Here is a 13,965-nt window from a genome sequence, read left to right as displayed (position 1 = left end):
ACGCCCACCGGCCCGCCGTCCGGCCGCGGGTACCCTGGTCCCCGTCTGCCGACCCCGCCGCGGTCCGGCGTCCCGCCGCCGTCCGCGCCCCCACCGAGGGAATCGATGACCACCGCATCCCCCCGCACCGCGCCCACGACCGACACCGTCGAGCACGCCGCCGCGACGCCCGACCAGGAGCAGCCGTTCGCCGAGCTCGGGCTCAAGCCGGACGAGTACCAGCGGATCCGCGACATCCTCGGCCGCCGTCCCACGGCCGCCGAGCTCGCGATGTACTCCGTGATGTGGTCGGAGCACTGCTCCTACAAGTCCTCCAAGACGCACCTGCGCCAGTTCGGCGACAAGACGACGCCGGCGATGAAGGAGCACCTGCTCGTCGGCATCGGCGAGAACGCGGGCGTCGTCGACATCGGCGACGGCTGGGCCGTCACGTTCAAGGTCGAGTCGCACAACCACCCGTCCTACGTCGAGCCCTACCAGGGTGCGGCCACGGGCGTCGGCGGGATCGTCCGCGACATCATCTCGATGGGTGCGCGCCCGGTCGCGGTCATGGACCAGCTGCGGTTCGGCGCGGTCGACCACCCGGACACCGCGCGCGTCGTGCACGGCGTGGTCGCGGGCGTCGGCGGCTACGGCAACAGCCTCGGGCTGCCGAACATCGGTGGCGAGCTCGTCTTCGACGCGTCCTACCAGGGCAACCCGCTCGTCAACGCGCTGTGCCTGGGCGTGCTGCGGCACGAGGACATCCACCTGGCCAACGCGTCCGGTGCGGGCAACAAGGTCGTGCTCTTCGGCGCCAGGACGGGCGGCGACGGCATCGGCGGCGCGTCGATCCTCGCGTCGGAGACGTTCGACGACACCAAGCCGTCGAAGCGCCCGAGCGTGCAGGTCGGCGACCCGTTCATGGAGAAGGTGCTCATCGAGTGCTGCCTCGAGCTCTACGCGGCCCAGGTCGTCGAGGGCATCCAGGACCTGGGTGCGGCCGGCATCTCGTGCGCGACGAGCGAGCTCGCGTCGAACGGCGACGGCGGCATGCACGTCGACCTCGAGAAGGTCCTGCTGCGCGACCCCACGCTCACGGCCGGCGAGATCCTCATGTCGGAGTCGCAGGAGCGCATGATGGCGGTCGTCGCGCCCGACAAGCTCGACGCGTTCCTGGCGATCACCGGCAAGTGGGACGTCGAGACCGCCGTGATCGGCGAGGTCACGGGCACGGGCCGCCTGACGATCGACCACCACGGCCAGCGCATCGTCGACGTCGACCCGAAGACCGTCGCGCACGAGGGACCGGTCTACGACCGCCCGTACGCGCGCCCCGCGTGGCAGGACGCGCTCAACGCCGACTCGATCGCCGACGAGTCGCGGTTCGCCCGCCCGTCGACCGCCGCGGACCTGCGCCAGACGGTCCTGCGCCTGCTCGCGAGCCCGAACCTCGCGGACAAGTCGTGGGTCACGAACCAGTACGACCGCTTCGTGCAGGGCAACACCGCGCTCGCGCAGCCCGACGACTCGGGCGTGATCCGGGTCGACGAGTCCACCGGCCTGGGCGTCGCGCTCGCGACCGACGCGAACGGCCGCTACGGCAAGCTCGACCCGTACACGGGCGCGCAGCTCGCGCTCGCGGAGGCGTACCGCAACGTCGCGACGACGGGCGCCCGCCCGCTGGCCGTGACGGACTGCCTCAACTTCGGCAGCCCCGAGCACCCCGACTCGATGTGGCAGCTCGTCGAGGCGATCCGCGGCCTCGCGGACGCGTGCCAGAAGCTCGAGGTGCCGGTCACGGGCGGCAACGTCTCGCTCTACAACGGCACGGGCGAGCCCGGGAAGATCGACTCGGCCATCCACCCGACGCCCGTCGTCGGCGTGCTCGGTGTGCTCGACGACGTCGCCGACGCGGTCCCATCGGGCTGGACGACGCCCGGCCAGGCCGTCTACCTCCTCGGCGAGACGCGCGCGGAGCTCGACGGGTCGGCCTGGGCCGACGTCGTGCACCAGCACCTCGGCGGCACCCCGCCGCGCGTGGACCTGGCCGCGGAGCGGCGCCTGGCGCAGGTCCTCGTGGCCGCGGCCCGCGACGACCTGGTCGACTCCGCGCACGACCTGTCGGAGGGCGGCCTCGCGATCGCGCTCGTCGAGTCGAGCCTGCGCTACGGCACGGGCGTGCAGGTCGACCTGGACGGCCTGTGCGAGCGGGACGGCGTGACGCCGTTCGAGGCGCTGTTCGCCGAGTCGCAGGGGCGCGTGCTCGTCGCGGTGCCGCGCTCGGAGGAGGTGCGCCTGCTCGACCTGTGCACCGCCCGCGGCGTCCCCGCGCTGCGGCTCGGCGAGACCGCCGAGACCTGCACCCCGGGTGCCGGGACGCCGGTCGACGACGCGGACCACGAGCACGCCCCGGCGGTCGAGGTGCGCGGCCTGTTCACGCTGCCGCTCGCCGAGGCCCGCGCGGCGTGGTCGGCGACGCTCCCGCAGTATTTCGGCTGACCCGCCGCGACGGCCGTCCCGGCCCCGCAGCACCCGACGCCCGCGTCCGCCTCGTGCGGCGCGGGCGTCGTCGTGCGTGCTGCGGTCCGGACGGGACGCCCTGGTGCGCCGCGACGACCGTCGGTGGCGGCCCGTCGGGGTCGCGCCGCGTCGTCTGCCGCGGGCCGCGAGCAGGTGCGGACGGCACGCCGCTGCACCGGGAGGCGTGCCGTCCGCGCGCGGGGTGTGCGCGGGTCCATGAAACCGGACGACCCGCCCCCGAATCGTTTCGACCGCGAGGCGTCCCCCGGGCTCACCGGGTATCCGGGGAGCGGCGACGCGCTCCTTCCTCGGTGGCGCGGCAGGGGGACTGTCGCCGACCTGAAGGAGCACGGCCATGCCAGCGAAGAAGAAGCAGCCGGCCGACCTCGGCGGCGACGGGTTGTACCCGCCGAACCTCGAGGACCTGCCGGGGCAGGAGACCCGCGGAGGCGGGGAGCGCGTGCCGTACGCCGAGGTGCTGCGGTCCATCTGCGGCGCGACGGACGACTCGCAGGAGGTCGAGCAGTACGACGGCACGCTCGGCGTGACCGTCGCGTTCGTCAACGCCCACGAGCGGCCCGTCGTGCAGGTGCAGTGGAACAGCGACCTGGCGGCGACGTTCACCAACCCGGGCAACGTCAACGGCGTGCGGTGGGGGACCGGCACGCTCATCGGCCCCGACCTCGTCCTCACGTGCGGCCACCTGTTCGACCCGGACCCGAACGGCTGGACCATCCCGCGGCAGAACGGCACGAGCACGCCGCTGTCGCCGCAGCAGGCCGCGCAGGCCATGCACGTGAACCTCAACTACCAGGTCGACGCGGGCGGCACGCTCCAGGCCGAGCAGTCGTTCGCGATCACGCAGCTCGTCGAGTACCGGCTCGGCGGGCTCGACATGGCGCTGTTCCGCGTCGCCGGCAACCCCGGCCACACGTACGGCTGGTCCGAGTTCGGCACCGCGAACCCCGCGGTCGGCGACATGCTCGCGATCATCGGGCACCCCGTCGGGGCGCCGAAGCGCATCGAGGCGGGGCCGGCCACGCAGGTCACCGCGAACACGATCCGCTACGCCGACATCGACACGCTCGGCGGCAACTCGGGCTCGGGCATCCTGCACTCCCCGTCGGGACGCGTCGTCGGCGTGCACACCAACGGCGGGTGCACGGCGTCCGGCGGCAGCAACTCGGGCGTCGCGATCGCGGCGATCGTCGCGGCGTCGCCCACGTTGCAGGGCCTCACGCCGAGCTCGAGCACGGGCCTCGGCCTCGACCTGTCGACCCCGCTCGCGAGCGACGTCACCGGCACGCTGCTGTCGGCCGACACCGCCGCGTCGACGGACACGGGCTTCCAGGACGTGATCGGCACCCCGATCGCCCAGGACGTCGCGACCACGATCGCCGCCGACACGGCGACGCCGAAGATCCAGGACCTCATCGGGACGCCGCTGTCCCAGGACCTCGCGACGACGCACGCCACGGACGTCGGCACCGCGACGCTGCAGGACCACCTCGGCACGCCGCTCGCGCAGGACCTCGCCACACCCGTCCAGCGGGACAACCTCACGTCGCTCAACCGCGACACGCACATCGCGCTCGACGCGGGCACGCCGGTCGCGATCGACTCGGGCGCGGCGGACCAGCCGGGCACGCTGTTCGCGGCGGACGTCGGCATCCTCAACCCCGGCGGGACGGTCGTGAACCCGGGGCTGACAGGCGGCCTCGTCGGCGGGCAGCGGCCGTTCGTGCAGGCCGGGCCGTACATCTCGCTCGGTCAGGACGAGGCCGGTGACACGGTCCTCGCCGCGGTGCTCGCCGAGCTCGAGGCGCTCATCGCCACCCAGACGCAGGTCCTCGGCTCGCTCCAGGCGCTCTACGCGACCCTGGCGGGCGAGGCGGACGGCTGACGAGGCCGTCGTGATCGGCATCGTCTCCCACGCGGGCGACCTGCACACGCAGACCGTGGCCCGGCACCTCGACCAGCGAGGTGCCGGGCACCGGCTGCTCGACACGTCACGCGTGCCCACGTCGGCCGCGCTCACGACCCGCCAGCGTCCCGACGGGACGTGGACGGGCACGTGGGCGGACACCGACGGCACGCTCGACCTCGCGGACGTCGGCGCCGTGTGGTGGCGTCGCCCGCAGCCGTTCGTCCTGCACGACGAGGTGACGCGCCCGCACGACCGCGGCTTCGCGCACGGCGAGTGCGCCGCGATGGTCGCGGGCCTGTGGGCCTGCATGGACGCGGAGTGGGTCAACGACCCGGACCGCGACGAGGTGGCGTCGCGCAAGATGCGGCAGCTCCAGCTCGCCGCCCGCCTGGGCCTGCGCGTCCCGCGCACGTGCATGACGAACGACCCGGCGCAGGCGCGCGACTTCGTCGGCTCGGAGCCGTCCGGCGTCGTCTACAAGTCGTTCTCCGCGACGCCGCGCACCTGGCGCGAGACCCGGCCGGTCCGCGCGGAGGACGTCGAGATGATCGACGCGGTGAGGTTCGCGCCGGTGATCTTCCAGGAGCTCGTCCCGGGTGGCCGTGACGTGCGGGCGACCGTCGTCGACGGCCAGGTCTTCGCGGCGGAGATCCGCGCGGACCGGTCGGCGTACGAGTTCGACTTCCGGATCGACACGATGAACGCGCCGATCAGCACCCACCGGCTGCCCGACGACGTCGAGCGCCGGCTGGTCGACCTCGTCGCGACGCTGGGCCTGCGGTACGGCGCGGCCGACTTCCGCGTCGCACCCGACGGTGAGCACGTGTTCCTCGAGGTGAACCCGGCGGGGCAGTGGCTGTTCGTCGAGCTCGCGACCGGGCTGCCGATCTCCGCGGCCCTGGCCGACCTGCTGGTCCGCCTCGACGCCCGCACCGGAGCCCGTGCCGGAGCCGGTGAGACGGTTGCCTCACGCACCGGTGCCGCCGTGTGACCATGACCCCATGAAGGAGCAGCTCGCCGACATCCTCGACCAGGTCCTGCGACGCAACCCCGGGGAGCGCGAGTTCCACCAGGCCGTGCGCGAGGTGTTCGAGAGCCTCGAGCCGGTCCTGCGCAAGAACCCGCAGTACGTCGACGCCGCCGTCCTCGAGCGCCTGTGCGAGCCCGAGCGGCAGATCATCTTCCGCGTGCCGTGGGTCGACGACGAGGGCCGCGTCCGGATCAACCGCGGCTTCCGCGTCGAGTACAACTCGGCGCTCGGCCCGTTCAAGGGCGGCCTGCGGTTCCACCCGTCGGTCTACCTCGGCATCGTCAAGTTCCTGGGCTTCGAGCAGGTCTTCAAGAACTCGCTCACCGGCATGCCCATCGGCGGCGGCAAGGGCGGCTCGGACTTCGACCCGCGCGGCCGCAGCCAGGGCGAGGTCATGCGGTTCTGCCAGTCCTTCATGACCGAGCTGTACCGCCACCTCGGCGAGCACACCGACGTGCCCGCGGGCGACATCGGTGTCGGCGGCCGGGAGATCGGCTACCTGTTCGGCCAGTACAAGCGGATCACCAACCGCTGGGAGGCCGGCGTCCTCACAGGCAAGGGCCTGTCGTGGGGCGGCTCCCTGGTCCGCACCGAGGCCACCGGCTACGGCACGGTCCTGTTCGCCGAGCGCATGCTCGGCACCCGCGGCCAGTCGTTCGACGGCCGCCGCGTCGTCGTGTCGGGCGCCGGGAACGTCGCCCAGTACGCGATCCAGAAGGCGCAGCAGCTCGGCGGGCACGTCGTCGGGTGCTCCGACTCGACCGGGTACGTGCTCGACGAGCGCGGCATCGACCTCCCGCTGCTCCAGCAGGTCCGCGAGGCCGAGCGCCTGCCCGTGTCCGTCTACGCCGAGCGTCGCGGCGCGACGTTCGTGCCCGGCCGCCGCGTCTGGGAGGTCGGCGCCGAGGTCGCGCTGCCGTGCGCGACGCAGAACGAGCTCGACGAGGACGACGCCGCCGCGCTCGTGCGCTCCGGCGTCCTCGCGGTGTCCGAGGGCGCCAACATGCCCACGACGCCCGCCGCCGTCGCGCTGCTCACCGAGGCCGGCGTGCTGTTCGCGCCCGGCAAGGCGGCCAACGCGGGCGGTGTCGCGACGTCCGCGCTCGAGATGCAGCAGAACGCCAGCCGCGACGCGTGGACGTTCGACTACACCGAGCAGCGCCTCGCGGGGATCATGCACGGCATCCACGACCGGTGCCTCGCGACGGCCGACGAGTACGGCCAGCCCGGCAGCTACGTGGCGGGTGCGAACATCGCGGGGTTCACCAAGGTCGCCGACGCGATGCTCGCCCTCGGCGTGGTCTGACCGCAGGTCCCCGGACCGGTCGACGGCACGGCCGACCGCGGCCGGTCGGCGGAGCCGGACGTCGGAGCCGGACGTCGGACGGTGCGCGGGCGGTCCCCGGCCGCCAAATCCGTGGCCCGCCCGTCGCGGGCGCGCCTACCGTCGGCCCGATGACGACCGAACCGGACACGGTCCCCGCGGGGGCGGTGCGCGTGGTCCGCGCCGACCGGGGCGCGGTCCTCGTGCTGCCCGCGCAGGCGCTCGTACCCCTCGACGAGCGCCCGCCCGGCGCCGTCGACGCGCCCGACGAGCCGCGGCGCGTGCCCCTCGACCGCGACGGCTGCGTCGCCGGCGACGAGGGCCGCACACCCCCGACGGTGGGGGACTGGCTGCTCCTCGACGAGACCCCCGACGGCCCGCGCGTCGCGACGATGCTGCCGCGGACCACCGCGCTCGTGCGCGACACCGCGGGCGAGACCTCCCGCACCCAGGCGCTCGCCGCGAACGTCGACGCGGTCCTCGTCGTCGAGCACCTCGACCCGGACCCCGACCTGGGCCGCGTCGAGCGGCTCCTCACGCTGGCCTGGCGGTCGGGCGCCCGACCCGTCGTCGTGCTCACCAAGGCGGACCTGGTGCCCGACCCCGACGGCATGGCCGCCGACGTCGCGCGCGTCGCGCTCGCGGTCGACGTGCACGCCGTGTCGGCGCAGGACGGGCGTGGGCTGGACGCGCTCCGGCAGGACGTCGTCCGACCCGGGCACACGCTCGTCGTCGTCGGTCCGTCGGGTGCGGGCAAGTCGACGCTGGTCAACGCCCTGGCCGGACGGCCGGTCATGGACGTCGGCGACCGCCGCTCGGACGGCAAGGGCCGGCACACCACGACGCACCGCGAGCTCGTCCCGCTGGCCGACGGTGCGATGCTCGTCGACACCCCCGGGATCCGCGGCGTCGGCGTGGTGGCCGACGCCGACGCGCTCGACGCCACGTTCTCCGACGTCGCGGAGCTCGCGGCCGCCTGCCGGTTCTCCGACTGCCGACACGAGCAGGAGCCCGGCTGCGCGGTCCGTGCGGCGCTCGAGTCCGGCGACCTGGCGCCCCGGCGGCTCGACTCCTACCGGCGCCTCGAGCGCGAGGCCGCGTACCAGGCGCGCCGCGTCGACGCGCGCCTCGCCGCCGAGGAGCGTGCGCGGTGGAAGAAGGTCACCAAGGAGTACCAGCGCGGGATGCGCGGCCCGGGCCGTCCCCGGTCCTGACGGGGCGCACGACCGACGCGCGACCGCGCGGCACCGGCGCCCGACCGGCCGGCGACCGGTGCTGACCAGGGCGATCGCGACGGATCGCGCGCAAACCCTCACACCTCGCGGAGCCCGACCGATCAGATGAGCACAGGGCCCACGGACGGGCCCGGGGCGGCGACAGCCGCCTGCAGGACCAGGTGACCAGGGACGGGTGCCGCAGTGATCGTCGTGACGCGCCTCAACGGAGGACAGATCGGGGTGAACCCCGACCTCGTCCAGCGCATCGACTCTGCGCCGGACACCATCCTCACGCTCATCGACGGGACGAAGTACATCGTCACCGAGTCGCTGCCCGAGGTCATCGACCGCATCAACGAGCACCGCGCCTCGATCCTCGCCCGGGCGCGCGAGATCCAGTCGTCGCCGCACATCGGGCTCGTCCCCGACCTCGAGGACGACGACCGGACCACGCAGGCGCCGATCGCGCCGGCGGTGCCGCTGCGACCGAGGAGCGTGTGATGGACCCGGCAGGCATCATCGGGATCGTCGTCGCCCTCGTCGCGATCTTCGGGGCGATGATCCTCGAGGGCGCGGACCCCATGTCCGTCATGCTGCCCGCGCCGCTGCTGCTGGTGTGGGTCGGCACGATCGGCGTGGGCCTCGCGGGGCACACCCTGCGCGACGCGAAGGAGTCGTTCGCGGCCGTCCCGCGCGCACTGCGCAGCGGCATCCCCGACCCGTCGGAGACCGTCGACACGCTCGTGAGCCTCGCGGACCGGGCCCGGCGCGAGGGCCTCCTCGCGCTCGAGGACGCCGCGCGCACGATCGACGACCAGTTCCTGCGTGCCGGGCTGCAGGCCGCGATCGACGGCACCGACCCCGAGGACCTGCGCATGATCCTCGAGGACAAGATCGCCACGAAGCGCACCCGTGAGCGTGCGCACGCCAAGTACTTCCAGGACATGGGCGGCTACGCGCCCACCATCGGCATCATCGGCACGGTCGTCTCGCTCGTGCACGTGCTCGAGAACCTGGCCGACCCGGCGTCGCTGGGGCACTCGATCGCCGCCGCGTTCGTCGCGACCCTGTGGGGCATCCTCTCGGCCAACGTCGTGTGGCTCCCGCTGGGCACGCGCATCCGCCGCATCTCCGACCTGGAGTGCACGCAGATGGAGATGACGCTCGAAGGGCTGCTGTCGGTCCAGGCGGGCGCGAACCCGCGCCTCGTCGGCGAGCGCCTGCGCAGCCTCCTGCCCGACGTGCCCGAGGGCAAGGACGCCAAGGCGAAGTCGAGGGCCGCATGAGCGGGCGGCGGCCGCGGCGCCACGTCGAGGAGGAGCACGTCAACCACGAGCGCTGGCTCGTGAGCTACTCCGACATGATCACGGTCCTCATGGCGCTGTTCATCGTGCTGTTCGCGATCAGCCAGGTGGACCAGGAGAAGTACATCGCGCTGCGCGACTCGCTCGCGGCCGGGTTCATGGACACCACGACGTCGCCGTCGGTGCTCGACGGCACGTCGGGGAACCTCGACGGCGCGACCGTGCACAAGGACACGACCCCCGCCGACGGCTCCGCGGGCATGGTGAGCGCGGACAGCGGGCTCGGCCTGCAGGCCGCCGACCCGATGACCCCCACCACGCAGACGCCGCAGGAGTCCGTCGACCCCGCGGTCCTCGCGGCCGCGCAGGCCGAGGCGGCGCACCTGCAGGACCTCGAGGCGCGCATCATGCAGGCGCTCGCCGCGAACGGGCTGGACAGCGCGGTGCGCATGCGGATCGACGAGCGCGGCCTCGTGCTGGGCCTCGTCGCCGACGACGTGTTCTTCGCCCCCGCGCGCGCCGAGCTCACGGACACCGCGAACCGCGTGCTGGACGTCGCGGCGCCGCTGCTCGTCGGCATCGGCGAGAACATCTCCGTCGAGGGGCACGCCAACGTCATCCCGGTCTCCGGGCGGTACGCGACCAACTGGGAGCTGTCGTCCGACCGGGCCACCCAGGTGCTGCGGCACCTCGTCGAGGTCGACGGCATGCCGGGCGGCCGGATCATGGCCGTCGGGTTCGGCGACACGCGCCCGCTCGTCGCGGGTGACAGCCCGGAGGCGCTCGCGGCCAACCGCCGCGTCGACCTCGTCGTCCTCAGCAACGCGCCCGAGCAGGTCCGCGCGCTGCTGCCGTCACTGACCCAGGGAGGCTGACGTGCCCATCGAGCAGCGGGTCATCTCGGGCCCGAAGATCGGCGCCAAGATCGGCGGGAACGCGTCCGCGGCCCCCGCGCCGGCGCCCGAGCCCGAGCCGAAGAAGCGGCGCCTGCCGTCGAAGAAGCTCCTGGTCATCGGAGCCGTGGTCGTGGTCCTCGCCGCGGCGGCCGCCGCGTGGTTCCTGTTCTTCCAGGGCGACGGCGCCCCCGCCGAGGAGCCCGCGCCCGAGGCCGGTGAGGTCGTGCAGGTCGAGCCGATCAGCCTCAACCTGGCCGACGGGCACTACCTGCGGCTGGGCCTCGCGCTGCAGCTGACCAAGGACGCGCACGAGTCGCCCGACCCGGCGCGCGCGCTCGACCTGGCCATCGAGCTGTTCTCGGGCCGGTCGGTCGCCGAGATCTCCGACCCGACCAGCCGCGCGGCGCTCAAGGAGCAGCTCGCGCACGCGCTCGTCGAGGCGTACGAGGGCGAGGTGATGGACGTCTACCTGACGAACTACGTCACGCAGTAGGCCGGCCGCAGCCGGCGACCCAGGGCACCACGGAGGGTGCCCGCACCGCCCCGCAGTCCGTCGCACGAGGCGACGGAGGGGATGAAGTCAGGGGTTTCGCTCAGCACCCCTGCGCGCCCGCCGATAGGGCGGTCGTGACACCCCTTGCGCCGCAGCCCGCCCGTCGGGTGCGCACCGCCGAGCCCGAGCCGTACGACTTCCGTCGACCGCTCACCCTCGCCCGGGAGCACGCGCGCCACCTCGAGATGGCGTTCCAGCGGCTCGCCCGGCAGTTCGCGACCCAGCTCACCGCGCGCCTGCGCGTCGTCAGCCAGGTGACGTTCGAGGACCTGGAGCTGCGGACCTACGACGAGTACGCGGGCGGCCTGCCGTCGCCCACGGCGATGGTCCTGTGCACGCTCGAGCCGAGCCGCCAGCCCGCCGTCCTGCAGATGCCCGTCGGTGCCGCCCTCGTCTGGATCGACTACCTGTTCGGCGGCGACGGCCGCGGCGACGAGCGCGAGGGCCGCGAGCTCACCGAGATCGAGTGGACCCTCGTCAAGGACGTCCTGCAGCACGCGATCGGCGACCTCGACTACGCGTTCGCGGGCCTCACGTCGATGTCCGCGACTCTGCGCTCCGTGCAGTACAACCCGCAGTTCGTGCAGGTCGTCGCCGCGCAGGAGACCGTCCTCGTCGCCGCGTTCCTGCTGCGCGTGGGCGACCGCGAGGACCGCATGACGCTCATGCTGCCGTCCGACCTGCTGCTGGGCGCGCTGCGCTCGTCCGAGGGCAGCGACGCCCGCTCCGACGAGGAGCAGCGCGCCGTCGCGACCGCGCAGGGCGACCTCGAGCGGGCCGTGCACGGCGTCCCCGTGGACGTCGCCGTCCGCTTCCGGCCCGTCACCGTGCACCCGCGCGACGTCCTCGACCTCGCCGTCGGCGACGTGCTGCCCCTGTCCCACCCGTCGACCGACCCGTTGGACGTGGTCGTCGACGGGATCGTGCTCGCCCGTGGCGCCGCCGGCACCCACGGGCCCCGACTGGCCTGCCAGGTCGTCACCGTCGAGGAGATCCCCGCATGACCCAGACCACCGACGCCCTCACGGGCCAGACCGCCGCCGACGCCGCGGCCGCCCTGGTGCCCTCGGCGCTGCCGCTCGCCGCGGTGGGCGGCTCGCACCGGGACGTCCCGGCGGGGGCGACGGCACTCGTCGCGTCGTTCGTCGGCTCGCCGAGCGCCGAGCTCGTGCTTGTCGCGGGCGACGCGGTGACCGAGGCCGTCGCGTCGTCGAGCGTGCCGCTCGAGCTCGCGGACGCGCTGCGTCCCGCGCTGGAGGCGGCGTCGCGCACGCTCGGTGCGGGCGTCCTCGAGACCGTGCGGCCCGCTCCGGTCGCGGAGGTGCTCGCGGAGGACGCGGAGGTGTTCGCGCTCGCCGCCGAGGGTGCCGCGCCCGCCGCGTGGTTCGCGGTGCGCGTGCGCAGCGCCAAGGTCGCGGGACCCACGACGTCGCAGGTCCCGACGCCGCGGACGAACCTGCGCATGCTCTACGACGTCGAGATGACGCTCACCGCGGAGATCGGGCGCACGCGCCTGTCCGTCAAGCAGGTCCTCGACCTCGCGCCCGGTGCGGTGCTCGAGCTCGACCGCACCGCGGGCAGCCCGGCCGACGTGCTCGTCAACGGGCGCCTCGTCGCGCGCGGCGAGGTCGTCGTGGTCGACGAGGTGTACGGCATCCGCGTCACGGAGATCGTGGCCGGCACGGACGCGGGCGGCTCGGACGACTGATGGACTCCGTCATGCTGCTCCTGCGCGTCGTCCTGTCGCTCGCGGCCGTCGTCGGCCTCGTGTGGTGGGTCGGCCGCCGGTGGGGGGCGGGGCGTGCCGCGGGCAGCGCGCGCTCCAAGGAGCCGCAGGTCCAGGTCGTCGGCCGGCAGTCCGTCGGCCGGCACGCCGGTGTCGCGGTCGTGGCCGTCGGGTCGCGCCGCCTGCTCGTCGGGTACGGCGAGCAGCAGGTCACGTTCCTCACCGAGCTCGCGCCCGTCGTCGAGGTGCACACCCCGCCCGCGGCGGCGCCCACCAAGCCCGCGCCCGTCGCGAAGAAGGTCGTCGACGCCGACGTGCCGCGCCCGCGCCCCGCGGGCGACGCGCGCCCGCCGGTCGACCTGCCGCTGGGCGACGTCAAGCACGGCGCGCTGCACGGCTCGGTGCTCGACCCCGCGACGTGGCGGCAGGCCGTGCGGACGCTGCAGGACCGCACGGTGCGCCGATGAGCACGCTCACCACGCTCGCCGTCACCTGGTTCGCCCCGACGCCGCCGACGGCGCCCGACGCGCCCGCGGTGGGCGACACCGTCACCGTCGCGGTCAACGGCGTCAACGGGACGCCCAGCAGCTCGATCGTGGTGCTGCTCGCGATCACGCTGCTGTCGGTCGCGCCCGCGCTGCTGCTCATGACGACGAGCTTCACGAAGATCTTCGTCGTCCTGTCGTTCACCCGTAACGCTCTCGGCCTGCAGGGCGTGCCGCCCAACCAGGTCCTCGCGGGGCTCGCGCTGTTCCTCTCGCTGTTCATCATGGCGCCGACCGTGAGCGACGTGAACGCGATCGGGGTCCAGCCCTACCTCGACGGGTCGTTGACGTTCTCGCAGGCCGTCGACGCGGGCTCCGGGCCGCTGCGCGAGTTCATGCTGGGCCACACGCGCGAGCAGGACCTCGCGCTGCTGACCCGCGCCGCGCAGCAGGAGAACCCGGCGTCGCCGCAGGACGTGCCGTTCACGACGCTCGCCCCCGCGTTCCTGCTCTCCGAGCTGCGGTCCGCGTTCATCATGGGCTTCGTCATCTTCGTGCCGTTCCTGGTCATCGACCTGGTGGTCTCGGCGTCGCTCATGTCGATGGGCATGATGATGCTGCCGCCCGTGATGATCTCCCTGCCGTTCAAGATCCTGCTGTTCGTCCTCGTGGACGGCTGGGGGCTGGTGGTCACGTCCCTCGTGGGCTCCTACGTGGGGAGCGGCTGATGGACACCACCGCGGTCCTCGACGTCGGCGTCGACGCGCTCGTCCTCGCCGCCAAGCTCGCCGCACCCGTGCTCGTCACGGCGCTCGTCGTCGGCTTCGTCATCTCCCTGCTGCAGTCGGTGACGCAGATCCAGGAGGTGACGCTCAGCTTCGTGCCCAAGGCGATCGCCGCCGCGATCGCGCTCGTCGTGTGCGGGCACTGGATGATCTCCGAGCTCGTCACCTTCACGCACGAGCTGTTCGACCGCATCCCCGCGCTCGTCGGCGGCTGAC

At 73.7% G+C, this 13,965-nt stretch carries 14 protein-coding genes; all 14 read left to right on the top strand.

The annotated features are described in order from the left end of the window. Window positions 1-105: 105 nt before the first annotated feature. The 14 genes from purL to fliQ all read left to right on the top strand — a co-directional run bounded on the left by purL (window position 106) and on the right by fliQ (window position 13,964). On the top strand, window positions 106-2,481 hold the full coding sequence (gene purL / locus GXP71_RS13165) for a phosphoribosylformylglycinamidine synthase subunit PurL (protein ID WP_162353007.1): 2,376 nt from the start codon (window positions 106-108) through the stop codon (window positions 2,479-2,481). Window positions 2,482-2,857: 376 nt separating this feature from the next. Next, entirely contained in the window at window positions 2,858-4,405 is a 1,548-nt protein-coding gene (locus tag GXP71_RS13160) for a serine protease (protein WP_162353006.1), read from the top strand. A 10-nt stretch (window positions 4,406-4,415) separates the two neighbouring features. Then, window positions 4,416-5,420: an MvdC/MvdD family ATP grasp protein gene (locus GXP71_RS13155; protein WP_162353005.1), complete on the top strand. Its 1,005-nt coding sequence runs from the start codon at window positions 4,416-4,418 to the stop codon at window positions 5,418-5,420. A gap of 10 nt (window positions 5,421-5,430) precedes the next feature. Beyond that, window positions 5,431-6,765, top strand: a complete 1,335-nt coding sequence (gdhA, locus tag GXP71_RS13150; protein ID WP_162353004.1) for an NADP-specific glutamate dehydrogenase — start codon at window positions 5,431-5,433, stop codon at window positions 6,763-6,765. Window positions 6,766-6,914: 149 nt separating this feature from the next. Beyond that, the gene (rsgA, locus tag GXP71_RS13145; RefSeq protein WP_162353003.1) at window positions 6,915-7,997 is read left to right on the top strand and encodes a ribosome small subunit-dependent GTPase A; all 1,083 of its coding nucleotides are present in this window, start codon (window positions 6,915-6,917) and stop codon (window positions 7,995-7,997) included. Between the two features lie 243 nt (window positions 7,998-8,240). After that, the gene (locus GXP71_RS13140; RefSeq protein ID WP_370520941.1) at window positions 8,241-8,501 is read left to right on the top strand and encodes a flagellar FlbD family protein; all 261 of its coding nucleotides are present in this window, start codon (window positions 8,241-8,243) and stop codon (window positions 8,499-8,501) included. Then, complete coding sequence (locus GXP71_RS13135; RefSeq protein WP_124343575.1) at window positions 8,501-9,286, top strand: motility protein A; 786 nt, start codon at window positions 8,501-8,503, stop codon at window positions 9,284-9,286. Before GXP71_RS13140 ends, GXP71_RS13135 begins: the two co-directional genes overlap by 1 nt. Then, window positions 9,283-10,179 (top strand): flagellar motor protein MotB, encoded by an 897-nt coding sequence (locus GXP71_RS13130; RefSeq protein WP_162353002.1) that lies wholly within the window; start codon window positions 9,283-9,285, stop codon window positions 10,177-10,179. The genes GXP71_RS13135 and GXP71_RS13130 overlap by 4 nt, the downstream gene beginning before the upstream one ends. 1 nt (window position 10,180) lies before the next feature. Beyond that, complete coding sequence (locus tag GXP71_RS13125) at window positions 10,181-10,693, top strand: flagellar basal body-associated FliL family protein (protein ID WP_162353001.1); 513 nt, start codon at window positions 10,181-10,183, stop codon at window positions 10,691-10,693. 134 nt (window positions 10,694-10,827) lie between these two features. Next, window positions 10,828-11,757: a flagellar motor switch protein FliM gene (locus GXP71_RS13120; RefSeq protein WP_124343578.1), complete on the top strand. Its 930-nt coding sequence runs from the start codon at window positions 10,828-10,830 to the stop codon at window positions 11,755-11,757. Further along, window positions 11,754-12,461 (top strand): flagellar motor switch protein FliN, encoded by a 708-nt coding sequence (gene fliN / locus GXP71_RS13115; RefSeq protein ID WP_162353000.1) that lies wholly within the window; start codon window positions 11,754-11,756, stop codon window positions 12,459-12,461. The genes GXP71_RS13120 and fliN overlap by 4 nt, the downstream gene beginning before the upstream one ends. Further along, window positions 12,461-12,946 (top strand): flagellar biosynthetic protein FliO, encoded by a 486-nt coding sequence (locus GXP71_RS13110; protein ID WP_162352999.1) that lies wholly within the window; start codon window positions 12,461-12,463, stop codon window positions 12,944-12,946. Before fliN ends, GXP71_RS13110 begins: the two co-directional genes overlap by 1 nt. Then, complete coding sequence (gene fliP, locus GXP71_RS13105) at window positions 12,943-13,692, top strand: flagellar type III secretion system pore protein FliP (RefSeq protein ID WP_162352998.1); 750 nt, start codon at window positions 12,943-12,945, stop codon at window positions 13,690-13,692. The genes GXP71_RS13110 and fliP overlap by 4 nt, the downstream gene beginning before the upstream one ends. After that, on the top strand, window positions 13,692-13,964 hold the full coding sequence (fliQ, locus tag GXP71_RS13100; protein WP_124343582.1) for a flagellar biosynthesis protein FliQ: 273 nt from the start codon (window positions 13,692-13,694) through the stop codon (window positions 13,962-13,964). Before fliP ends, fliQ begins: the two co-directional genes overlap by 1 nt. The last annotated feature ends 1 nt before the right edge of the window (window position 13,965 follow it).

The organism is Cellulomonas sp. H30R-01 (assembly GCF_010119915.1).
Classification (GTDB): Bacteria; Actinomycetota; Actinomycetes; order Actinomycetales; family Cellulomonadaceae; genus Cellulomonas; species Cellulomonas algicola.
Note: the sequence above shows the minus strand (reverse complement) of the source record. Positions and strands in the feature narration are given on the sequence as shown.

Bases quoted from the DNA above. Each gene is read 5' to 3' on its own strand.
- purL (WP_162353007.1), top strand. From the start codon at position 106: ATGACCACCGCATCCCCCCGCACCGCGCCCACGACCGACACCGTCGAG.
- GXP71_RS13160 (WP_162353006.1), top strand. From the start codon at position 2,858: ATGCCAGCGAAGAAGAAGCAGCCGGCCGACCTCGGCGGCGACGGGTTG.
- gdhA (WP_162353004.1), top strand. From the start codon at position 5,431: ATGAAGGAGCAGCTCGCCGACATCCTCGACCAGGTCCTGCGACGCAAC.
- rsgA (WP_162353003.1), top strand. From the start codon at position 6,915: ATGACGACCGAACCGGACACGGTCCCCGCGGGGGCGGTGCGCGTGGTC.
- GXP71_RS13135 (WP_124343575.1), top strand. From the start codon at position 8,501: ATGGACCCGGCAGGCATCATCGGGATCGTCGTCGCCCTCGTCGCGATC.
- GXP71_RS13130 (WP_162353002.1), top strand. From the start codon at position 9,283: ATGAGCGGGCGGCGGCCGCGGCGCCACGTCGAGGAGGAGCACGTCAAC.
- fliN (WP_162353000.1), top strand. From the start codon at position 11,754: ATGACCCAGACCACCGACGCCCTCACGGGCCAGACCGCCGCCGACGCC.
- GXP71_RS13110 (WP_162352999.1), top strand. From the start codon at position 12,461: ATGGACTCCGTCATGCTGCTCCTGCGCGTCGTCCTGTCGCTCGCGGCC.
- fliP (WP_162352998.1), top strand. From the start codon at position 12,943: ATGAGCACGCTCACCACGCTCGCCGTCACCTGGTTCGCCCCGACGCCG.
- fliQ (WP_124343582.1), top strand. From the start codon at position 13,692: ATGGACACCACCGCGGTCCTCGACGTCGGCGTCGACGCGCTCGTCCTC.